Source organism: Streptomyces sp. NPDC005799, from assembly GCF_040630525.1.
Taxonomy (GTDB): Bacteria; Actinomycetota; Actinomycetes; order Streptomycetales; family Streptomycetaceae; genus Streptomyces; species Streptomyces griseorubiginosus_B.
Genome location: NZ_JBEXXQ010000062.1, coordinates 1 through 23176, shown reverse-complemented (window position 1 = coordinate 23176; position 23176 = coordinate 1). Strand labels below are relative to the sequence as shown.

Sequence of the window (23176 nt, the reverse complement as noted above, 5' to 3'; positions counted from 1 at the left end):
CTCCCAGGCCACGGTTCCCCCGCGAGCGGGCCCGTCAGGGACAATGCCGAACGATGACATCGACGCCTTCCGGACCGGCACGGGCCGGGTACGCGCCCTTCGCTCACCTCACCGTGCCCAATGCCGCCCTCTACCGCCGGGTGATGAGCGCGTTCCTGTCCGCCAAGGAGCGCTTCGCGGTGCACTTGCGGCCCGAGGACGTGCACGCGGTGCTGGCGCCTGAGCACCGGCCCGCCGAGCTGGACACGGTGGTCAAGGCGCTGGACAGCCTCGTGGAGTGGGGCAATCTCCGGGCGGATCCGGACACCTCCCGGGTCACCGCGGTGGAGGACTTCTACCGCAAACGCTTCATCTATCAGCTCACCCAGGCCGGCGAGGCCGCCGAGCTCGCGCTGTCCGCCTACGACGAGGCACTGGGGCGGCGCGGCGCCCTGCAGGCGGTGGCCCTTCAGGACATCGTCACCCAGTTGCGGGCGCTGCTGGTGATAGCCGCCGAGCAGGAGGACGGTGAGCCGGACGCGGCCAAGGCTCATCTGGCGCTGTCCGCCCTGACCGGCCGCTTCGAGGCGCTCGCGGAGAACGCGCGGGCGTTCATGGGCTCCCTGCAGCGCACCATCGATCTGCACGATGTCGAGGTCGAGGAGTTCCTCGCCTACAAGGACCGGCTGATCCAGTACCTGGAGCGGTTCATCCAGGATCTGATCACCCTGGGCGGGCGGATCGCCCTGATCATCGGTGAGCTGGAGGACCAGGACCGGGTCGGGGCACTGTTGCGGCTGGCCGCGGCACGAGAGGCCGCCGATGCCGCCCCGGACGAGGCCGAGAGCGCCGAGGCGCAGGCGTACGCGCGGTGGGTGGCGAAGTGGTCGGGGCTCGCGGCCTGGTTCGTGTCGGCGGACGGGCGCGAGTCGCAGGCCCGCCTGCTGCGCGGTCGCGCTCTCGGCGCGATTCCTCAGCTCCTGGCGGTCGTACGGCAGTTGAACGAGCGGCGGGCGGGACGCTCGGACCGTTCGGCGGACTTTCGCACGCTGGCCCGCTGGTTCGCCGAGGCCCCTGACGACGCGGCGCGCCACCGGCTGTGGCGGGCGGCGTTCGGCCTGTATCCCGCGCGCCACCTCACCGTCGACGCGGACACCCTGGAGCGGCGAACCGCCCACCCGGTGCCCGCCTCCACGCCCTGGGCCGAGGCCGAACCCCTGCGCATCAGCCCCCAGTTGCGCCGCACCGGCAGCTACGAGCGACGTGGCAGGACCCGCCGGGTGCAGGACCGGTCGCAGGATCGGCGGCGTCTGGCGGAGATCGCCGCCCGGCAGGCGCAGGAGATCACGGCCGCCCGCGCCCGCCTCGCCACGGACGGCACGACGAGGCTGTCCGCGCTCGGCGAGCTCGACCCGCTCGCCTTCGGCCTGTTCCTGCAGTTGCTCGGCGACGCCTTGGCCACCTGGCGCCCCGGCATGACGGCCACGGTGGCGACCAGCAACGACGGCACGATGGAGATCCGGCTCTCCGCCCTGGCGGACGGAAAGACGGCCGAGATCCACACCCCCGGCGGCACCTTCCGCGGCCCCGACCACCTGGTCGAGATCACCGATCTCACCCGGAGCGGCCAGGTGCGCGCCGACGACATGTACACGGGAGGGGAGCGATGACCACGCCCCTGGGCGAGGTGCTGGACAGCCGGCGCACCGCCGAGTTCCACAAGGCCGCCCGCGCCCTGCTCAAGGAGCCGTTGCTGCTCGCGCACGGCCCGTACGCGGATGAGTTCCGGCTGGTGCGCCGGCACGCCGGCGACCTGCGCGACTGGTTCGACCGCAACACCGGCTGGCCGCTGAGGGTGGACGCGGAGGCGGCGCGCCTGGGCCGCACCCCCGGCACTCTGGCCGACCCGACGCATCCGGCGCGCGAGGCCACCCGCACCCGCGCGCCCTTCACCCGCCGCCGGTATGTACTGCTGTGCCTGGCGCTGGCCGCACTGGAGCGGGGCGAGGCGCAGATCGCCCTCGGCCGCCTCGCCGAGCAGGTGGTGCTCGATGCCGCCGATCCCCATCTGGTCGCCGCCGGCATCGAGTTCACTTTGGAGCGGCGTGACGAGCGGCTGGATCTGGCGGCGGTGGTACGGCTGCTCATCCGTTACGGCGTGCTGCGGCGGGTGGCCGGGGACGAAGACGCCTATGTCAGCGGGGCGGGCGATGTGCTCTACGACGTCCAGCGCCGCGTTCTGGCCGGGTTGCTGGCCGCTCGCCGCGGCCCGTCGATGATCGCTGCCGACGGTTTCGAGGAGCGGCTGGCCGAGCTGACCGCCGAGAGTGCTCTGGACAGCGACGAACTGCGCTTCCGCGCCGTCCGTCAGCGGCTGACGCGGCGCCTGCTGGACGATCCGGTGCTGTACTACGCCGAGTTGAGCGACGAGGAGCTCGTCTACCTCACCCGGCAGCGCGCCTTCATCACCGCCCGCATCACCGAACTGACGGGCCTGGTGGCGGAGGTGCGGGCCGAGGGCATCGCCATGGTCGACCCGCTGGATGACCTGACCGACGTGCGGATGCCCGAGCAGGGCACCCACGGACACGTCACCCTGCTGCTCGCCGAGCACCTGGCGTCCGCGACCGGTGCGGTCGGCCGCGGTGAGCTGGAGGGCCGGGTGCGGGAACTGGCGCAGGAACACGGTGGGTTCTGGTCCAAGAACGCCCGGCAGCCCGGTGCCGAAGGGGAGCTGGTCGACCTGGCACTGGCCAAGCTGACGGCACTGGGCCTGGTCACCACCGCACCCGGTGGCGTCCTGCCGCTGCCGGCGCTGGCCCGCTACGCGGTCGGCGACACCGTCGTACGAGAGCCGGGGATTCCCGGTCCCCGCACCGCGCAGCGAAAGGCGTGAGAGACGTGACCGCCCTGCCCACTCCCCCGCCCGGCCGGTGGCGGCCGTTGCGCATCGGCCTGGTCGACCTCTTCTACTACGACACGGAGGAGTTCTGGTTCCGCGACGGGCGGCTGTTGCTGCGCGGCAACAACGGCACCGGCAAGTCCAAAGTCCTCGCCCTGACCCTGCCCTTCCTCCTCGACGGCGACCTGTCCGCGCGCCGGGTCGAGCCGGACGCCGACCCGGGCAAGCGCATGGAGTGGAACCTGCTGCTGGGCGGGCAGCATCCGCACCCCGAGCGGCTGGGCTACACCTGGATCGAGTTCGGCCGCCACGACGAGGCCACCGGACAGGACCGCTTCCTCACCCTGGCCTGCGGACTGAAGGCGGTGGCGGGGCGGGGCATCGCCCGGCACTGGTACGCCGTCACCGACCAGCGCGTCGGAGCGGAACTGAACCTGCTGGACGCCACCGGCACCGCGCTGTCACGCGACCGGCTCGCGGACGCGGTCATCGGGCGGGGCATGGTCTACGACACGGCCACCGCCTACCGCAGGGCGGTCGACGAGGCACTGTTCGGGCTGGGCGAGCAGCGCTACGCCGCCCTGGTGGACCTGCTCATCCAGCTGCGCCAGCCGCAGTTGTCGAAGCGGCCCAACGAGGCGGCCCTGTCGCGTGCGCTGACCGAGGCGCTGCCGCCCATGGACCAGGCGGTGATCGCCGACGTGGCCGAGGCGTTCCGGTCCCTGGACGAGGAGAAGGAGGAACTGCGGGCGGCCACCGAGGCCGAGCGGGCCGCCTCCGCCTTCCTGGACCACTACCGTCGCTACGCCCGCGTCGCCACCCGCCGCCGCGCCCGGCTGCCCCGGCACGAGCACGCCCGCTACGAACAGCTCGGCCGCGACCTCGCGCAGGCCCAGAGCGAGCGGTCGCAGGCCGAACAGGACCGCGCGGAGATCACGAAGCGGATCGGGGAGTTGGAGGAGTCCGCCGCGCGGCTGAAGGCGCAGGAGGCCGCGCTGCGCGAAGGCCCGGAGATGCGCAGTGCCCGGGAGCTGGAGCAGGCGGCGGCCGATGCCCGCCGCACCGCTTCGGAGGTGGCCCGCGCCGAGGCGGACCGGGGCCAGGCCGCTCAGGCCCACACCCGTGCCCTGGGCCGTCTGGAGAGCGCCGGCCTGCGGCTTGCGGCGGCCGAGCAGCAGGTCGCCGACACCCTCGCCCGCGAGCGGGAGGCGGCCTCGGCCGCCCGCCTCGACGGGCAGCTGCGCGGCGAGGACGCGCCGGAGTCCGAACTGCGCCGCGCGGCCGAGGAGTCGGTGGCGCGCAGGCGGCGCACCCTCGACCACGTCGAGGAGCTGGTCTCACGCACCGAGCAGGCCGCCGGCGAGCGGCGCGCCGCCGCACGCCGCCTGGACGAGGCGCAGACCGAGGCCGGACACACCGCCGAACGACAGGCACGGGCGGAGGCGACGGCGGAGGGTGCGGGCCGGGCACTGGTCGCCGCCGTACGCGAACACCTGGCAGTCTGCGAGGAGTTGACGCCGCAGGATCCGGTGGGCCTCCTGGACGGCCTGCAGGACTGGGTCACGCACCTGCGGGGTCCTTCGCCCGCGCGCGTGCACACGGCCGACGCCCATCGCGCCCGGGCGGCGGACCTGGCCGACCAGGCGGCCGCCCTCGGGCAGCGGCTGACCGAACTGACGGCGCGGCGCACCGAGACCGAACGGGAGCTGGCCGACCTGGAAGCCGGCGGTCAGCGCGGCCCCACGCCACCCCACACCCGCACCCCCGGCCTGCGCGAGCAGACCCCCGGGGCGCCGCTGTGGCGTCTGGTCGACTTCCACGACCACGTCACCGCCGGCGAACGGGCGGGTCTGGAGGCGGCGTTGGAGGCGGCCGGCCTGCTGGACGCCTGGGTGTGCCCGGACGGCACCGTGCTGCAGGCCGACGGCCACGACGTCCTGCTGTCGCCGGGTGCCCCGCTGACCGGGAGCACGCTGGAGGCGGTGCTGCGTCCGGCCGTGGACCACGGGGACGCCCGCGCCATGGCAGTGGGTGAGCAGACGGTGGCCCGCCTCCTGGCCGCCGTGGGCCTGGGCTTCAGCAGTCCCGGCGACACCTGGGTCTCGGTGGACGGCCGCTTCCGCGTCGGTGCCCTGACCGGCAGCTGGTCGAAGCAGGCCGCCGTGTACGTGGGCGAAGGCGCCCGCGAGGAGGCGCGCCGGGCCCGGATCGCCGCCCTACGCGACGAACTCGGCGCGCTGGCAGGGCAGGTGGAGCGAGTGGAGGCCGAACGGACCGAGGTCGCCCGGCGCCGCCGTACCCTGGACGCCGAACTGGCCTCCGTCCCCGACGACGCCGATCTGCGCCACGCGCACGCGCTGGCCGCGGCAGCCGCGGACGCCGCCCACCGGGCCCGTGCCCGCCAGGAGGAACGCTCCGCGGACCTGACCGCGGCAGCCGCGCAGGAAGCCGAGGCAGCCACCGAACTCACCGACACCGCAGCCGCCGTGAACCTGCCCGCCGACCGGCCCGCGCTGGCCGCCGTCCGCCAGGCGCTGGCCGACTACACCGCCGTCCTGGCCGCCCTGTGGCCGGCCCTGCGCGAGCACGCCGATGCCGGACGTGCGGTGGCCGACGAACGCGCGGAAGCCGAGCAGGCAGGTGCCCGGGTGGCCGAACTGGCCCTGCGCGCGGAGGAGTCGGCGCGCCTGGCGGCCGCCGCCGACGAACGCCACACCACCTTGCGCTCCACCGTCGGCGCCGCCGTGGCGGAGCTTGAGCAGCGCCTGGCCGCCACCGCCACGGCCCTGGCCGCCTGTGAGCGCGACCAGCGCCGCTGCCGTGAGGAGCACGCCGATGCCGGACGGCGCGTCGGCCGTGCGGAGGGCCGTATCGAGCAGTTGGAGAAGGACGTGACCGAGGCCGCCGCCTCCCGCGCCGAGGCGATCGCCGCCCTGCAGCGGTTCGCGTCCACCGGCCTGCTCACGGTCGCCCTGCCCGAGGTGTCCGTACCCCCGCTGGACGACGGACCGTGGGCGGCCACCCCCGCCGTCGCGCTCGCCCGCGCCATCGAGGCACAGCTGTCGGGCCCGTCCGGCACCGACGACTCCGACGGCGCCTGGGAACGGGTCCAGAAACGGCTCAGCGAGGAGTACAAGAAACTCCAGGACGCCCTCTCCCGCGGCGGCCACAGCGCCACCGCCCGCATGGTCGAGGACGGCATGGTCGTCGACATCGTCTACCAGGGCCACCGACGGACCGTGCCCGAACTGTCCGCCGCCCTCACCACCGAGGTGAGCGAACTGGCGCGCATCCTGTCCGCACACGAACGCGAGATCCTCGAAACCCACCTGCTCACCGAGGTCGCCGGCACCCTGCAGGAACTGATCGCCGCCGCCGAACGCCAAGTACGGGCGATGAACGCCGAACTGCAGGAGCGGCCCACCTCCACCGGCATGCGACTGCGCCTGGTGTGGCGCCCCTCCCGCAAGGCACCCACGGGCCTGGCCCAGGCGCGCGAACGCCTGCGCCAGTCCGCGGACGCCTGGGCTCCCGAGGACCGGGCGGCGGTCGGCGAGTTCCTGCAGACGGAGATCGCCCGCCGGCAGTCCGACGACACGGCGGGCAGCTGGCTGGAGGTCCTCACAGCCGCCCTGGACTACCGGGCCTGGCACGAGTTCGGCATCGAACGCCACCAGCACGGCACCTGGGTGCCGGCCACCGGCCCCGCCTCCGGCGGCGAACGCGTCCTGGCCGTGTCCGTACCCCTGTTCGCCGCCGCCTCCTCGCACTACGCCACGGCCGCCCCGGACGCCCCGCGTCTGGTCACCCTGGACGAGGCCTTCGCGGGCGTGGACGACGACTCGCGCGCCAAGTGCCTGGGCCTGCTGCACGCCTTCGACCTGGACGTGGTGATGACCAGCGAACGCGAATGGGCCTGCTATCCGCAGGTCCCCGGCATCGCCATCGCCCAACTCTCCCGCGTCGACGAAATCGCCGCGGTCCTGGTGACGCGGTGGGAGTGGGACGGGGGTGAGCGCGTACGCGGCACCGAACCCGACCACCACCTGGCCACCGTCCCGGTCCAGACGCCGCCCCACGGCGCAACGCCGGCCGCGCCCGCCGAGGACCAGGGCTCCGGCCAGGCACCGACTCCCCTCGGCACGACGCCTGACACGCCCGCCGAGGACCAGGTCACCGGCCAGGCACCGAATCCCCTCGGCACGACACCCGCCACACCCACCGAAGACACGGACTCCGGTCAGGCACCGACCCCCGTCGGCACGAGGCCCGCCACACCCACCGAAGACACGGAGTCCGGCCAGGCACCAACTCCCCTCGGCACGACGCCCGCCGCGCCCGCCGAGGACCAGGTCACCGGCCAGGACGCCCTGTGGCCGTGAAGGATCCGGAAGAGCCCGGCGACGGCGACGGCGACGGCGACGGCGAACAGCCCAGCACCGTCGACGGCAATCCCGAACAGGCCAGCCACGTCGACGGCGACCGCCTCGCCCGCCTGCTCGGTGACCCCGGCCTGACCTGGCTGGTCGAGCGCATACGCCGCCGTATGGAACGCGACGAACCCCTCACCGGCCCGGTCACGCTGCCCACTCCCACCCCCGCCGAACGCGCAGCCGCCGAACGCCTGCTGGGCCGCGGCCCGGGCGCCGGACGCTCGCTGACGGTGCGCCTGGAGGCGGTTGACGCCGTACTGCGCCGCTCCGCCATCAGCCCCGGGGGCCTCGCGCCCGCGATCACCGCGCTCACCGGCCCGGTCACTTCAATCGCCGACGTACGCCGACGAGAAGCGGAAGCCTGGCAGGACGCCTACACCCCACTCGCCGACGTGAGGCCCGAACTGACCGCCTGGACCGACCGGTTGCGCCAGGACGGCCTCGTACGCCGTCTCGCCCGCACCCCACAGGCGGCGAAGACGTTGCTCACCAACACCACCACGGTCCTGCGGGAGCTACCCGCCAACCCGGCCATCTCCTTGCCCGCCTTCGCGGCCAGGGTGCTCGGCGACGCCCACGCCCTCGACGACGGAACCCCGCTTGCCACCGTCGTCCTCTCCGCGGTGCGGGTATTGACCGACTTCCCGGACGGCAGCGGAGCCGAGTGGCGCCGCGAGGCCTGGGCCTCGGCCGGCCTCCTCAAAGACGCCCTCTCCTCCACGGTCCTCACCCTGGGCCTGCGCGGCACCCCGGCACTGGACTGGATGACCGACGCCGGCGAACCGGCCGTCCTGACCCTGCGCCAGCTCACGCACATCCCACCGCGGACAGCACCTGCCGTCGTGTACGTGTGCGAGAACCCGACCGTCCTGGTTACCGCGGCCGACACCCACGGCCCGGCCTGCCCGCCTCTGGTCTGCCTCCAGGGCCAGCCCTCGGCCGCCGCCCTCACCTTGCTCCGCCACCTCCACACCAACGGCTCCACACTCCGCTACCACGGCGACTTCGACTGGGGCGGCGTGCGCATCGCCGAGGCCTTGCTGCGGCGGGTGCCCTGGCAGCCCTGGCGCTACACGGCGGCCGACTACCGCACGGCGGTCACCGCGACGCCGCTCGCACCACCACTGACCGGCACACCGGCCGAGGCCACGTGGGATCCCGGGCTGTCTCTGGCCCTGGCCGAACTCGGGGTGCGGATTGAGGAGGAGACCGTCCTGGACATCCTCCTGGCCGACTTGATGCGCTGAGCCGGAGTGGCCCACAACTGAGGTGAACGAATTCACCGCGAGTCCCGACCGTCGGGCACGCACGCCTACGAGTCGGGGCGCGCCCGTGCGGTCGCACGACTGCGGTATCTCGTCGGTCGAACGGCGGCGGTCTCCTCATCAGTTGGTGTCGTCGACGAGCCGGGAAGCACCAGAAGTGTGCGGGAATGGCCCTGGCCCTCCCCGGCCGCCGCTACATGGTCAACGTTGAGGAAACCGCTCCCTAGGGCCTAACGGCCCTTTCTCCGGAGGCAGTTAGGGTCGAACGGCCCTGCGGGCCGCCGGCCGGTCACCGACCATCGATCTCTTTGCCAAGCCATGACGAGCCCGAAAGGTTCTTCGGACCCCCCACATCCGTACGTGTCGTGTGTGCGGGATCCGATGAACCGGATCAGGAGACACGGTGCTCGTTTCACGGAAGGCGGCGGGAACTCTTTTCATAGGTGGTGCGGTCAGCCTCACCCTCGGTTCCCTCCTCTACCCCGCCATGCTCGGAGTCCAGAAGGTCAGCAGCGCCCCCTCGCGGGTCGTCGCCCACCCGGAGACCGGCCCCCTGACGGCAGCAGACCGGGACTTCGTGGTCAAGGTGCGCGCGGCCGGCCTGTGGGAGTACCCCGTCGGCGAAAAGGCGTTGAAGAAGGGGACGACGAAGGCGGTCAGAAGCGCCGGGGCTCAGCTGGTCGCCGGGGACGCCGCGTTGGACGCGGCATGCCGCAATGCCGCCGGTCAATTGGGCATCACGCTGCCCAACCAGCCATCACCCCAACAGCAGGGCTTCGAGTCCCGCCTGAACGCCGAGAGCGGCAAGCAGTTCGACACGGACATGGCCACCACCGTCCGCACGACGAACGGCCAGTTCCTCACCACGATCGCAGCCGTCCGCACCACCACGAGGAACACACTGATCCGCGCCCTGGCCAACCAGGTCAACAACACCGTCCTGGACCACATCTCCGCCGTGGAGAAAACCGGCCTGGTCGACTTCACCCAGGTCCTCGCCCAGGAAACCACCGCCCCCAACCTCCCGGCACAGGACCTGACCCCACCACCCCCGGCCGCAGGCCAGCCGCAGGTCGTCCTCACTCCACCAGCCAACAGCAAGGTGTCACCGGACCCGACGGTGGGATGAGGTGAGGCCCGGGGGCGAGCCCCCTCCGCCGACCTGGCAGCCGTTGGGTTCGGCCCCGGCCTCCCCCCTCCCGAAAGGCGCTACGCCAGGAGGCCGCGCTGCGCGAGGGCCCGAAGACGCGCAGCGCCCGGTCGTCCCTCCCCCGCACCCGGGATCCGAGAAGTACTCCTGGCCTGCGCCGCGATCACGCCATCCGAGAAGTCAGTGATCCCTTCCGCTGTTCGGGCTCGGCAGGAGCGTCCGGCGGGCCCAAAGGCCCAGCAGTACCGTCCCGCCGACCAGAAGCGGTACCGGGTCGGCAAGGGGGTCCAACACGAATCCGAGCACCGTGACGGTACAGACGGTGAGGACAATGAATGCGGCGGCGCCCTCCACGCCCAACCGCAGCGTCGGCCGGCCGGCACCCAGGATGGTCGCACCGCCGGGCACCCAGGGGCCGAACGCGACCACCAGCAGCCCTGCGGTGACGCAGGCGTCGGCCAGTCGCGAAGACATCACCTCGGGGATGTGCTGGCCGACCCCCCACAGCCGCAGGGTGTCGCCGATCAACGTGAGGGACAGTCCAACGACCGCCACCCACACCGTGGCCTGCAGATCGCTCCGGACGAGACGGCGCAGAGCGGCCAAGAACCCCAGGAAGGCGACTTCCGCCGCCCAGAGGACGCCGACCACTCCCGTCTCCAGATGCCAGCCTTCGCCGGCTCCCCGCAGCAGCAGCCATCCGGTCATGAACACGCATCCGGCTGCGACGATCCCGTCCAGCACGCGCAGCAGCCACATCTGCCGCCCCGTGCCGGCGTCGGCCGCGACCACCAGTCCGGCCATCCCCAGGCCGACCGCCATGGTCACTCCGGTGACCACCAGCCAACCGCGCAGGGTTCGCACGTCCAGCCCCCACGCCAGAGGGTGGGTCGACAGCACGTTGACGGCGATCCGGTACACGCACCCGGTCCCAGCAGAGGCTGCCAACAGCAGCAGACGCGTCCGTACCCGACCGCTCACCCCGCACGCACGGAGCACCAAGGACACCGTCAACACCCAGCAGCCCACGGACGGACCGAAGCCCGCCATCCACGCAGACATACTGCCAACAGCCCACCACCCCGCGGCAGTCAGCGCCGTTCCCACCAGGCATGCCACACCGACCGCGACCCACACCCCCGCCCTGGTCCGACGACAGCGGCCCGGCCGGGACCCGGGCACGTCCGGCGAGTTCCCCAAGCCCAACATCAGGTGCGCCTTTCAACCGTCACCCGCCCGCAGGACCTCCCCTGCAGCCGCCGGATCCCCTCGAAGACCGTAAAGGGATCACCACCAGCACCGACAGGGAAGAACGGCTGATTCACTCGTACTGTGTACAAGGGGAAAAGCCCCGTGCCGCTCCATCGCGCCCGGGACCAGGTCACGCCCACCGTTCACGCCCGTCGGCCGGCTGAGTCGCCCCGGAACCCGATCGATGCTTCGGCACCTGGCGGCTCCTCCCGGGCCCGACGCTCCCTGCACCACGCGTGCACACTTCGACGGGACTCCCGGAACCTCGCGGAAGCACCCGGATACGGAAGTCCCGTCCAGGGCAAAGGCCCAGGGGCGAACGTAGGCAGATGGGGACGGCAACCGAGGCCCGTCGAACAGCACGCGGCGCCCGCGGCACAGCGAGCGGTCCTGGCCGAGGTGAACGAATCCGCCGCCCGGCCCCGGAGATGTTGGCTGCTGTACGCCGCTTCTTGCGACGCCCGCAGCATGAACTACAGCGGGGCTGTAGACCATGCCGACGCGGACGCGGTGACCTGTGCTTATGCGAGTTGCGCCGCGGGAGGGGTCGGACAGTTGTCACCAGGGATATCGGCCTGGATGGCAGCCAGGTCGACAGCGGTGTCGTCGCATCGTGACCGTGGCCGTCATGGTCGCGGGTGCGGTCGCAGTCGGCCGTGGGTGTGTCCGGTACGCATGGGGGCGGCAGACGCGCCCCCTGCCCCCGGGAAGCGGGGCCGCCGAGAGGGACTTGGACGCCGACGGTGGCGACCGTGCGGCGGCGGTACGAGAATCAGTCAGCGCGATGCCATCACTTGCTGCCGCTGCGGCCATGAAATCGAAGCACGCGAGCACGGACGCGATCGCCGTGTCCACCAGACCTGCCGCGACCTTACGTCCGTTGGGAGCCACCAGCACCATTGCCGGTCACGCCCGCTGCCGCATCGGCATCCCTGTCAGCGACTTAAGCCCCCGCTCGGCGTCAGAAAAGACCTGGACGACATCGACGTGCAGCTCGTAGACGCCACCGTCCGCCCCTATGACGGCGATGCCGCGCGGACACCTGCAGGGAGACAAAACCCGGTACGAGGTCGTCGCAACAAACGCCTGTGCGGATCTTATGGGGCCGCACAGGCGTCCCTGCCAGCTCCCCTATCGCTGCCCCAGCCGAGCAAGCGACAGGATCGCGGAGTCCTCATCGGCATGCGCCACACCAACCGATAGATATCCGCGCCCAACCATCCAGCATCCACTTTCGATGAAGTCCACAGCATCTTCTTTGACGTCAGGAATTTCCTCGACAGGACAGTTGCCCCTGATGGCGGCGAGGAGTTCATCACGGATGCGACGAAAACGTGCAATCTCTGCGTTGCCCGCAACGTCCGCATTGGTACCCCACGCCCCCGCCGCTTCAACCCCCTCACCACCGACGAGGCCCCGGCAGTTCCTCGCCGCCGCCCAGGGGCACCGGCTCGCCGCGCTGTTCGAGCTCGCCCTACGCACCGGACTACGCAAGGGCGAACTCCTCGGCCTGTACTGGGAAGACCTCGGCAGCGGCACCGCCACCATCCGCCGCACCCTCCAGCCCACCCGTACCCGCGGTCTGACCACCTTGCCGACCAAGACCATCAGCTCCGAACGGCGCATCGCGCTGCCGGTCTCCTGCGTCGCCTCGCTTCGCGCGCACTGCGAGCATCAGGCACAGGAGAAGGCCCACGCAGGCTCCGACTGGCAGGGCAGCGGGCACGTCTTCACCCGGTCCGACGGTTACCCCATCGAGCCCGCCACCCTCACACGCCACTTCAACGCCCTGCTGCGCAACGCCCGCCTACGGCGAACTCGTCGTCATCAAGGAACTCCTCGGCCACGCCCACATCGGCGTTACCGCCACGGTCTACGCCCACGTCCGACTCCGCCTCCAACGTGACGCCGTCGATCTTCTCGGCCGCGCCCTCTACGCCCCCGCCACCACCGGCCAGCCCGACGACGGCGACGACCCGCCACGTTGTGGAGTACCCGTCCGCTGACGTTGCCGTCAACTACTGCCGTCAGACACCACAGAAGCCCCACCGAAAACAAGTCGGTGGGGCTTCTGGAATTACGTCGAGGCTCTAATTCTTAAGGCCAATACTTCGCTGTTGAATCCACACCCTAGATTCCTCCAGAGTCAACGGATCGACGGCAGCGGCTCCCGCCACGAAGATAGCCCACCGGAGTTCTTCGCAGGGGATACGACCCTCACCTTCCGTGTCGATCCAGACACAGACGGCCCCGCGGTCGTCAGTCGTAATATCCCACCACGACCAAGCCCGAAGATCCGGGTCAAATGAATAGATCCATTCTCCCGCATCCCAGGCACGATCTTCTCTGACTGCAAGATACCTGGCTTTCCCTTGACTGCCGACTGGGTCATCCTGCACGCACCCCCCGGAACCATCAGACAGTTTCAGAAACCAAGACGGAAGCGAATCCGCTGAGACGTCATCGCTCTCGAAGTCGACAGACCTGGAGATCTCGACAGCTCCAGCGATCACACCTCTAAGGCGTTTCGCGTACTCCCTGGCATCTGTAACAGGCGTGACAACCAGCAAGCCAAGCAGACTGATCGGGTCCTCGGAGGGGCGTCGCTCCAAGCGCTGCGCCTCCGAGGCGAGGTCATAACGACTCATCACACATCCCTACCCAATGATCCGACCCGACCCAGGGATTATTGCATCCATGAGTCCAGGGATGTGGTGATCACGCAGCCCAAAGAGTCCAGGGCCATCAGACTGGTCCGGGGCCATTTTCCGCGCCAGGTTCCATTCGCGCTTCGTTCCCTCCCATCCAGGCGGCATACGCTGAGGCAATGACGCTTCGGAAAGCTCCTCAATATAGGACGTCGGCACCTCAAACGCGATCAGCTGATCGCCCTTAAATTCGAGCGAGTGCGAGATATCTCCAGTCATATTGAGATACAGCGCACCAGAACCTGAATGCGATACGTTTCCGCCTGCGTCAACGGAGAGCCGTTGGGTTGCCGGAATTGACGTGTCCTGCTTTCGGTACACCGTCGTTGTGTCGGTCTCACCGCAGGTGTTGTGGACCAGAATCGGCGTGCCGCCCGCCACGACATAGTACGTGTGGAGTTGCTGGACGGTGAGGTTCCAGCGGTTTGCCGCACCAGGTGTGGGCTGCGTGGTGACAACGTAGGCGTGGCCATCGGCGGCGGTGTTGAGGGCGTCGCCGTGGTGGAGTTTGCCGGCGGCTACCCAGGCGTGGGTGTTGTCGTTCCAGAACGGGTGATTGGCCGTGGTGTGGAGAGTGGCGGTGTGACCGCCCTTCGTGCGGATGGTGAGGTCGAGCAGGTCGTGGTCATGGTTAATCCACACGTGCTGGACGGTGCGGACGCCTTGATGATGGCCGGTCTTGGGGTTGGCGGCTTCGACCTTGTCACCGGTCTTGATCTTGCCGATCGGTTTGGTCTTGCCCTTGTCCATCAGGACAGGGGTGTCGGAGGAGAAGCTGCAGCGGCTCAGTTCCTTCGCCGCGGCCGTCGACTTTGTGCCTGAATTCCCGGTTTCAGGTTCACTCGCTTTGGTCGCCTCGATGTCCGCTTCCTTGGCGTGCTCCTGAGCGTTGGCGCGTTTCGCCGCAACCATGTCGGCCTCGTCGGCGGCAGCTTCGCTGAGGGAGTCGGATGCGGCCGCCGCATTGCCTTCGAGAGCCCGCTCGCCCGCGCGTTCGACGTCACGCGTCGCACCGCTCCCGACGCCTCCGATCCCGTCGTCCAGGCCGCCCGAATACACTCCGCCAGCGACGTCGCATGCGTCCTGGTGGGGATTTGGTCCCGTCAAACCATTCTCGAAAGTACCGGCCTCGCAGAGGGCGAAATCCCAGAGGGGTTCGACGATGAGCTTGACGAGGGTCTTCGCGGGGTCGTGCTTGTAGTTGACCGTCGGTCCGCATGCCCCGAACCGGGCACAGGCGTAGGGGTTTCCTGGGGGGGCTGACGTCGAACCAGTGTCAGTGTTGCCGTTGGAAGTACTCGTGCTGCCAGAGGTGTTGGTACTGCCACTGCCGGGCGGGTTGTACGGCGTGTGCGCGGTGTTCTGCCCGCCGTCGGGGCAAATGTCCTTGGGGCACAGGCCAGACGGGTCGGATCTGCTCGCCGGATTGTCGCCTGCGTAGGTGTAGCCGCCCATCTGGTTGGGACTCCCGACCTCAAAGACGGGGTCGGGAGTCAGGAAGCGGCCCAGGGCGGGGTCGTAGTTCCGTGCTCCCAGCAGGTCCAGCCCGGTCACCGAGTCGGCCGGTTTGCCGAGGAAGCCGTGGTTCTCGTCCGCCGACACCCACGACGACGGCTCCGTGCCCCGCGGGTTGCCGTACGGGTCGTAGTAGCGCCGGGTGGCTGCCAGGGTGGAGGCGTCGACTGCCGTCGTCGCGGTGCCCTGGGACGTGGCGACCTGGTAGGTGACGGAACCCGAGCTGGAACGGGTGACCCGCGTGCCGTCCGGACCCGCGTAGTAGCGCAGGCCCGTGCACGTCTTCGCGGCCACGTCCAGCGTCAACTGCTCGGCGCCACCAAAGAGATACAGCACCCGCGTCTTGTCCGTGCCGCCGACCGCCTCCGTCTGCTCCAGCAGGTTGCCGTCCGCGTCGTACAGGTACTTGCTGGTACGGGCCGTCGAGCCGGACGGCGTGGAGACGGTGGCCGTCCTGCCTTCGGCGTCGTAGGTGAAGGTCTGCGTCTGGCCTGCCGGGAGCGCGCCCGCCGTGATCGTCGACCAGGTCTGGCCCTTGCCGCCGCAGGTCGTGGCCGTCAGTTGCGTGCCCTTGGTGGCGCTGGCGCTCGGGTCGGTCAGGCACAGGGTGCTCTTGGCCGCGTTGACGAGCGTTCCGGTCGACGTCAAGCGCCACTTCTGGGTGGCGTCGGAGGAGCAGGTGTCGGCCACCACGCCGGTTCCGGAGGTGGTCGCGTTGCTGGCGGTGTCCAGGCAGAAGCCGCCCGCCTTCACCGTGCCGTCGGTGCCGATCGTCCACTTCTGGGCCGTAGCCGACGAACTGCACGTGGTGACATCGACCTTGGCGCCGGAACCCGTCTCCTCGACGCACAGCTTGCCACCGCCGGAGAGAGTGAAGCCGGTGGCGATCGGTCCCGTCGTCTTCGTCGCGCGGCTGACCGTGTTGCCGGCGTTCTTTCCGGCCGTGTCCGTGTACGACGGTGTCTGCGTCGCCGTACCCGTGTCGGGGTTGCTGGTCGTCGTGGCGCCCGCCTGGTTCGGGTGCGTGACTGCGGTCGTGGCGTCGACGCCCGGGTACGACGTCGTCTGGGTGGTGTCGGCGGCCGCGTTGCCGGTCGGATCGTGATCGACCATGCTCGTGCGGTCGCCGAGCAGGTCGTAGGTGTACGTCTGCCAGTACGGCGCCGGGCCGCCCACCGTCTTCGTCTTCACCGGCGCCGCGCTGGTCTGCACGGAGGCCGAGGTGCAGCCGCCGACCGCGCCCACCGGCGCGGTGCCGGAGTCGGTGATCCCGGCGGTGTCCGTCCAGGCGGCGGTCAGCCGTTGGAAGGAGTCGTACGTGAAGCACTGCGTGTCGTGGGTGGTGTTGTTCTGCAGGTCGTCGGTGGCGGTGAGTTCACCGGCCTGGTTGTAGCGGTAGTTGACGACGTCCAGGGCTGTCGTCGACGTCTGCGCCATGCTGCTGGTCTGCGTGGTGCGGCCGGTCGTTGCGTCGTACTGGGCGAAGGTCGCCAGTTCCTTGCCGACGGGGCCGTAGTTGGCCTGCAGGACCCGGCCGAAGGGGTCGTGCACCGTTGCGTCCAGGTAGGAGGGCGTGTTGGCGGGGCTGATGTCGCCGCCGAACCCGTCCAGCGCGCCCTGCAGCGTGTAGCCGTAGCCGATGCGCTCCGACGGCAGGCCGACGTTCGGCGTGTACGTCGACGTCAAGCTGTAGGTGACCGTGCCGCTGTCCTTGCCGGCCGTGCCCGGGAAGCCGTCCGCGGCGGGGACGGTCAGTGTCGAACCCAGAGGCTGATAGGCCGTGTTGTAGCCGGTGACCGCCTCGGTGTACGCGCTGCCGCTCGCTCCGCCGACATAGCGGGTGGAGGAGGTCGGATAGCCCTTGGCGAGGGTGTCGTACACCCGCGAGATCTGTTGCTTGGACGGGTCGGGCGTGGCGGACCAGGGGGCCGCGTACTCAGCCGTAACGCGGTTGTCCCAGTCGTAGCTGTAGGAGAGGACCTGGCCTCGCGGGTCCGTGCTCTGCAGCAGGTTTCCGCGCACGTCGTACTTGTCGAAGGTCGTCGTGCCGGTGTCGGGGTCGGTCTGGGAGGTCTTCTGGCCGAGCAGGTCGTAGTGGTAGGACCAGGTGTTGCCCGCGTTGTCGCTGACCGAGTCGACCTGCCCGGCGGGTGTGTAGGTGTAGCGGGTGGTGGCGTCGGCGGCCGCGGCCGCGCCTGCCGTGCCCTGCTTCCACAGGGCGGTGCTTCCGTCGCTCGCGACGACGGCGAGCGTGGAGTCGTTGCGGATCTGCAGGGTGGCGCCGGTGGTCGCGGTGAGGCCGGTGCTCCACTTGGAGGTGCCGGAGGCGGTGTAGACGGCGAGGTTGCCGTCGGTGCCGAACTGTGCGTAGGCGCCCGGGTTTCCGCTCGTGGCACTGGACCAGACGGTCTTGCCGGTCGTGAGTGCGGAGAGGACCAGGTTGCCGTCGGCCTGCATGGTCAGGCGCACACTGTTGGAGGTCAGCGAGGTGCCGGACGGGATGATGCTGCCGCCCTTGAGGGTGACCGTGGCGGCGGTGTTCTTCACCACCGACTTGACCGTCTGGCCAAGTGCGTTGGTGTAGGAGGCGGTTGGGGATCCGCCTGCCGGCGGGGTGGAGTCGGTCTCGTCGGCGCCGGGGTAGGCGGTGGACGTGCTCCACTGCTTGACGGCCTGGTGCCACAGTGTGCTCGCGGTGGCGCGGCCCTGACCGTCGTACGTGGTGGTCGTCTCGGCCGGGATCTCGTTCTCGTTGGCGGCGTACAGGGTGGCCGCCGGACCGTGGTCCGGCTCCGAGTACGGGGCGTACGACGCGCTCGGCCAGCCGTGGGAGTCGTAGAACGTGTCGGAGATGATCCGGCCGGAGTCCGAGTCGCCGTCGGCGGTCGTCTGGGTCTGCCGGGGCTGGAGCATGCCGTCGTAGATGCTGATCGACGTCGAGTAGGTGCCGTCCTCACGCAGGGTGCGGGTGGTGACGGAGGACGGGTCGCCGGGCTGGGTGATCGTTCCACCGGGGGCCGGGACGGCACCGGGGTTCACCGAGTAGGCGAACGTCATGTCCGCGCTCTGCGTCCCCTTGTCGCGTCCGGGCAGCCACACGGCGGTACGGCGTCCGAGGGCGTCGTAAGTGATGTCGGTGACGCGGTTGTTGGCGTCGACGTTCTCCAGGGGCACGCCGCGCAGGGCGTCCAGGGTCGACGTGACCTTCCACTTCTGCTGGTTGGTGGAGACGATCTGGGTGGGGTTGGTGTTGCCGCCCGCGCTGTTCCACTTGGGCAGGTAGTCGGTGTGGGTGCCGGTGCCCGTGGCATCGAGGGCGTCGGTGACGCGGCCCGCACCGTCGTAGGAAATGCCGCTGGTGGTACGCCAGTTCTCGGTGCCGTCGTCGGCGAAGCCGGTCGCGACCTGGGTGCCGGTGACCTGCGGGTGGTTGATGGTGCCGTAGGTGCCGAGGTCGGTGACGGACCCGTTGCCGTCGTAGTAGACCTTCTTGTCGGAGAGCAGGGTGTCCTTGCCCGGGGCTGTGCCGCAGGGGCCGGAGACCGTGGTGACGCGGTCCGGGTAGGCGGACAGCATGGTGTTGGGGCCCAGCAGGGCGGGCGCCGCATAGTCCGTCGTCGTGCACTTCTCCTGGGCGGCCACGGAGACGTCACCGTGAGCGTCCACCCACTGCACCCGACCCTGGTCGTCGTAGGCGGTGTCGGTGCGGGTGTGTCGCCAGGTGCCGTCCGTGAGGAGCGCGTAGCCGTGGGTCTGGGTGGACTTGATGCGGTGGGCGGTGAGGTCGGGCAGGGTGGCCTTGTCCGGCTTGGTCTCGCCGGGGTGGTCCTCCTGGGTCCAGGCCGTCCATGAGGTGCGGTCGGCGTGTGCGGTGGTGGTGAAGTTGAACGGTCCGTTGACGGTGGAGGCGTTCACCGTGCCGCCGGATGCCGTGTAGGTGTCCGACTGCAGTGCGCTTCCCGCGAGTTGGTCGGCGTCGGTGACCTTCTCAACCGTCTTGCCACCGACGGTGGCGTCCACGCTGACCGAGCGGCGGGAGCCGTCGGCCTTGTAGTCGTCGTCCATGCCCTGCAGGTAGGTGGTGGTCTGCTGGGTGACCGGCTCGGGTGCCTTGCCGGTGCGCACGGTGACGTTGCGGAAGCCTCTGAACTGGTCCCAGGTGCGGTACTGGTCGTCCGTCAGGTCGGAGTCGTCGCGGTGCCAGGCGGCGCCGGAGTAGGCGTAGGTGGAGACTTGCGCCTCGGAACCTGCCGGGATCTTGGAGGAGTCCGGGTTGTACTGGGCGGCCACGGTCAGGTCGGCCACCGTGACGCTCTGCACGGTGGTCTTGTTGAACCAGTCGGCGATCGGCTTGGAAGCGCCCGGCACCGTCCAGTACACGGGGTAGCAGGAGTTGGTGTTGGAGTCCGCAGCCTTGATGTCGAGCGACTTGCCCGAGCACGGGTTCTGGTTGTACTCGACGGTGATCGACTCACCGGTCTCCGTCTGTACGTTGGCGATGCGCGGCCGGTACAGCGGCGGTGCCGATGGGGAGTCGTCGTTCACCCGGTTGTCGATCTCGGTGCCGGTGAAGGAGACCTGGTTGACGGCGATGTCCTTGTTGCCGTTGCCGTAGGTGTCCTTGCCGGTGTGTCGGATGGACTGCAGCCACATCACGGCCTGGAGCGAGCCGGCGTCCTTGGGGTCGACGGTGCTGCCGGTAACCGGGTCGACCGTGCCGCCGGCGTCGGAGTAGACCTGCCCGAGGTCATAGGAGTCGACCGGGAGCAGCTTGTCCGTGTCGCTGTCCTTGACGTGGACTTTGGTCGTGATGCTGTCCAGCCTGGTCGTCGACCAGAAGGTGGGTGACGACACGATGCAGACGTCTGTCGGCACCTTGGTCGCGTCGTCCGGCAGCTTGGTCTTGTCGGTCGAGTCGCAGTGCAGGTCCCAAGGGACGTCCGGCCAGTGCGGGGCCGTGTTGTCGTCGAGGTTGCCGGCCGAGCAGTCGGTGAAGGAGGACGTCGTCTGGCACCGCTGCTTGGAGGTGAACACCACCTGTGCGGACGGGGTGCGGCCCGCCTGCTCGTCGTCGCGGGTGTAGCCGTACGAGATGGAGGAGAGTGTTCCGCCGCGGGTGTACGAGGTGAGAGTGCCGGTGTCGTCCTTGTTGTCGGTCGCCGCCGCCTGCCCGCCGCCGAGGTCGTAGTAGCCGGTCTCGCTCGCGTAGTCGTAGCGCTGTACGAAGCCGCTCGGCGAGACGACGAAGTCCAGGTTCCAGCGCCAGCCCTCGGGCTTGTCGCAACGGGACTTCTTGCCGTCGGCGTCGCTGTGGCACGGGTCGGAGGAACGCGGGTGCAGCACCGGGACACCCCATGCGGAGTGCGTGGGGTCGTCGCCGGTGTCGGAAGAGGCCAGCCCCTTGGTGCCGGGGCCGGTGGGTGAGTGGTCGGCGCCGAAGTAGGCCGCGGTGCCGTCGGTGGTCAGGATGCGGAAGTAGGTGCCGTCGTGGAGGCCGTTGGCCGCCCCTGACAGCTCCTGCACGACGGTTCCGTCGTCGCCTTGGAGCCTGAACTCCCTTATCTCACCCGGGACTCCGGACAGCGTGGTCGGGACGAGGACACCGGAGTGCGAGCCGAAGGAGACGGTCGCGTTGCCGCCGGCCCAGCACTCGTCGCCCGAGCCCTTGAGGAGTTTGTTGCCGTTGGAGTCGAGGAGCGAGCCGCAGGAGCGGTACGACCGCTCCACGAACCCTGGCTGGTAGCTCCAGCCGTCGCCGATCCACGACGCCTGCGAGTTGCGGGCCGAGGTCTCGCCGTCCACCGACTGCGAGTCGTACGACAGCGCGACGGACGGACCGGTGTCTCCGACACCTGCCGGCATGTCGATCGGGTATGAGTACGTGTACGCGCCGGTTCCGGTGGCCTGCCAACTTCCCTCCGGGGTCAGGGAGGTGGCCGCGTAGTCGCCCTGCGAGCCGCGACTGCCGGAGGTGACGGCGATCGCGGAGTCCGCGGTGGTGGTGGCGGTGAGCTGGTTCGCGGTGGCGCGGTTGACGGACTTCAGGGGTGTGCGGGTACGGCAGTCGGGCCGTTGCGGGGTCGTCAGGGCGCAGGCGGGAAGGCGGGTGAGGGTGAGACGGGAGCCGTAGCCGCCGCCGTACGCCTTGGCGATGGAGGAGTAGTCGACGACCACGCTGACCTTGGCAGTGGGCGTCTTGGTCCCGTTCAGTCCGACCAGCAGTCCGGTGTCGGCGCCTGCGCGCAATGCCTGTGTCCGGGAGGCGAGTTGGACGTGGACCTGCTGCGGCTTCGCCTTGCCGGACGAGGCCACCCAGACCGGCAGCGCACCTGCCTTGGCGAGCCGGGCCGTGAGGCCGACCGTGCGCGCACCGGCGTGGGGCCAGGCGGGTGTCGCGGCCTTGTACCGGGTCAGGGGACGATAGCCATGGGGGCGGAGTGTCTTGGGTCGGCTGAGGTCGTGGCCGCCGACAGCGGGTGTGGTCGGCAGTGGCTTCGGCTTCCAGACGTCGCCGTGGAGACGTAGGGCCCGATGCCGTTCTGCGCGACGGCGCCGGTCACCAGTAGCGCCATGGTCGCGAGCAGCGCGGAGACAAGCGTCAGCGTTCTTCGCACACCCACGTGAGAAGTACCCCCGTATGAAACGGACTTGGCGGTCCGTTGACTAAAAGGTCACGTGGTCGGCGTGATCCAGGAAAGGAGGCTAGGAATGGGGTTGAACGAACCTCAAGACTCTTTGCCAATGCCATGACAATCTTGTGATTGCTTTTGGCTTTTCCTGTGTACGTTTTGTGCCGGGGGAGCGAACATCACCGCCGCACGCCGTTGCTGACGCCCTGACCGCCGTCCAGCAGGCTCTTCGAGCGCGGATGGTCGCAGATCTCGCGTCTGCCCTGTCCGTCGTGCGAAGGAGCTGTTCCGTGTTGCCGTCACCGGCCCGTAGACCGGCGGTGTTTTCCGCGCTCGCCGCCCTGCTGCTGACCGCGCTCGCCGTACCGGCCGGTGCGGTCGCCGCCGACGATCCCGCCGACACCTCGGACCCGTTGCTCGCAGCGCAGGCGAAGGCGGTCGCCGACGGTACGTCCGTGCCGGTCGACGCACTGACCAGTGAGACCGACACAGTGACCGCCGAGGCGGACGGTTCCTTCACCAGGACCTCGTCCGTGCTGCCGGTGCGAGTGCGGCAGGACGGTACATGGGTGCCGGTGGACGCCACACTCACCGCACCCCGACGGCAGCTACTCCCCCAGGGGCACACCCAGCGGCGTGCGTCTGTCCGGCGGCGGCAGCGGGCCGCTCGCCACGCTCACCGACCCGGCCGGGCACAGCATGAGCCTGACCATGCCGTTCACCCTGCCATCGCCGCAGGTCAGCGCTGACACGGCGCTCTACGCTTCCGTCCTGCCCGGCGTCGACCTGTCGGTGACGGTGACGGATCAGGGCGGCTTCAGCGACGTACTGATCGTGCACGACGCCAAGGCAGCGGCCGACCCACGGGTCCGCAAGCTGGCGGTGACGACGGACACCGACGGCCTGGCGCTGGCGCCCACCGCGGCCGGCGGCATGACGGCCAAGGCCCCGGACGGCTCGTTGTCGTACACGAGCCCACCGCCCTTGATGTGGGACTCGAGTACGACGGCCACACAGACGGCGTCGATGAAGCCGGCCTCGTTCGTGCGGGCCACCGCCGCCAGTGCCTCCGCGCCCTCCGCCGCCGCGTCCTCGGCAGCTGGTCCCGGCCCCGGTGCGCAGGTCGACCAGGTACCGATGACCACCACCGCCGACAGCATCACGCTCGCCCCCGACGCCTCGGTACTCGACGATCCGGGCACCCACTACCCGGTCTACATCGATCCGTTCGAGAACCCGGTGCCCAGTAAGTGGCTGTTGTCGTTCCGATCTTGAGGCTTGTCGATCGAACGGGAGTCCCGATCAGGTGATCGTGGAGTGCTCGGCGCATACAAGTAGGGCCTC

General features: G+C 70.0%; 8 protein-coding genes and 1 pseudogene. 7 read left to right on the top strand and 2 right to left on the bottom strand.

Translation table 11 applies throughout. From position 1 onward, the window contains the following. Positions 1-53: 53 nt before the first annotated feature. The 5 genes from ABZ453_RS41740 to ABZ453_RS41720 all read left to right on the top strand — a co-directional run bounded on the left by ABZ453_RS41740 (position 54) and on the right by ABZ453_RS41720 (position 9708). Positions 54-1649, top strand: a complete 1596-nt coding sequence (locus tag ABZ453_RS41740; RefSeq protein WP_359023769.1) for a TIGR02677 family protein — start codon at positions 54-56, stop codon at positions 1647-1649. Next, positions 1646-2875, top strand: a complete 1230-nt coding sequence (locus ABZ453_RS41735) for a TIGR02678 family protein (protein ID WP_359023767.1) — start codon at positions 1646-1648, stop codon at positions 2873-2875. Before ABZ453_RS41740 ends, ABZ453_RS41735 begins: the two co-directional genes overlap by 4 nt. 5 nt (positions 2876-2880) lie before the next feature. Next, a complete protein-coding gene (locus ABZ453_RS41730) occupies positions 2881-7263 on the top strand; it encodes a TIGR02680 family protein (RefSeq protein WP_359023765.1) in 4383 nt (1460 codons plus the stop codon). Next, positions 7260-8561, top strand: a complete 1302-nt coding sequence (locus tag ABZ453_RS41725; RefSeq protein ID WP_359023763.1) for a TIGR02679 family protein — start codon at positions 7260-7262, stop codon at positions 8559-8561. The genes ABZ453_RS41730 and ABZ453_RS41725 overlap by 4 nt, the downstream gene beginning before the upstream one ends. Positions 8562-9018: 457 nt before the next feature. Continuing rightward, positions 9019-9708: a DUF4142 domain-containing protein gene (locus tag ABZ453_RS41720; RefSeq protein WP_359023830.1), complete on the top strand. Its 690-nt coding sequence runs from the start codon at positions 9019-9021 to the stop codon at positions 9706-9708. A 201-nt stretch (positions 9709-9909) separates the two neighbouring features. Here the strand turns inward: ABZ453_RS41720 and ABZ453_RS41715 are convergent, their stop codons facing one another. Next, positions 9910-10650 carry a hypothetical protein gene (locus ABZ453_RS41715; RefSeq protein WP_359023761.1) on the bottom strand — a complete coding sequence of 247 codons (741 nt, stop codon included), beginning with the start codon at positions 10648-10650 and terminating at the stop codon, positions 9910-9912. 1677 nt (positions 10651-12327) lie between these two features. Between ABZ453_RS41715 and ABZ453_RS41710 the strand changes: the two are divergent. After that, positions 12328-12986: pseudogene (locus ABZ453_RS41710) on the top strand (site-specific integrase); the annotation flags it as partial. A 651-nt stretch (positions 12987-13637) separates the two neighbouring features. Here the strand turns inward: ABZ453_RS41710 and ABZ453_RS41705 are convergent. Next, on the bottom strand, positions 13638-21515 hold the full coding sequence (locus ABZ453_RS41705; RefSeq protein ID WP_359023759.1) for a ricin-type beta-trefoil lectin domain protein: 7878 nt from the start codon (positions 21513-21515) through the stop codon (positions 13638-13640). Between the two features lie 953 nt (positions 21516-22468). Between ABZ453_RS41705 and ABZ453_RS41700 the strand changes: the two genes are divergently transcribed. After that, entirely contained in the window at positions 22469-23107 is a 639-nt protein-coding gene (locus ABZ453_RS41700) for a hypothetical protein (protein WP_359023758.1), read from the top strand. Positions 23108-23176: the final 69 nt, after the last annotated feature.

Excerpts from the sequence above, each read along its gene's own strand:
- ABZ453_RS41740 (WP_359023769.1), top strand. The coding sequence starts at position 54 with ATGACATCGACGCCTTCCGGACCGGCACGGGCCGGGTACGCGCCCTTC.
- ABZ453_RS41735 (WP_359023767.1), top strand. The coding sequence starts at position 1,646 with ATGACCACGCCCCTGGGCGAGGTGCTGGACAGCCGGCGCACCGCCGAG.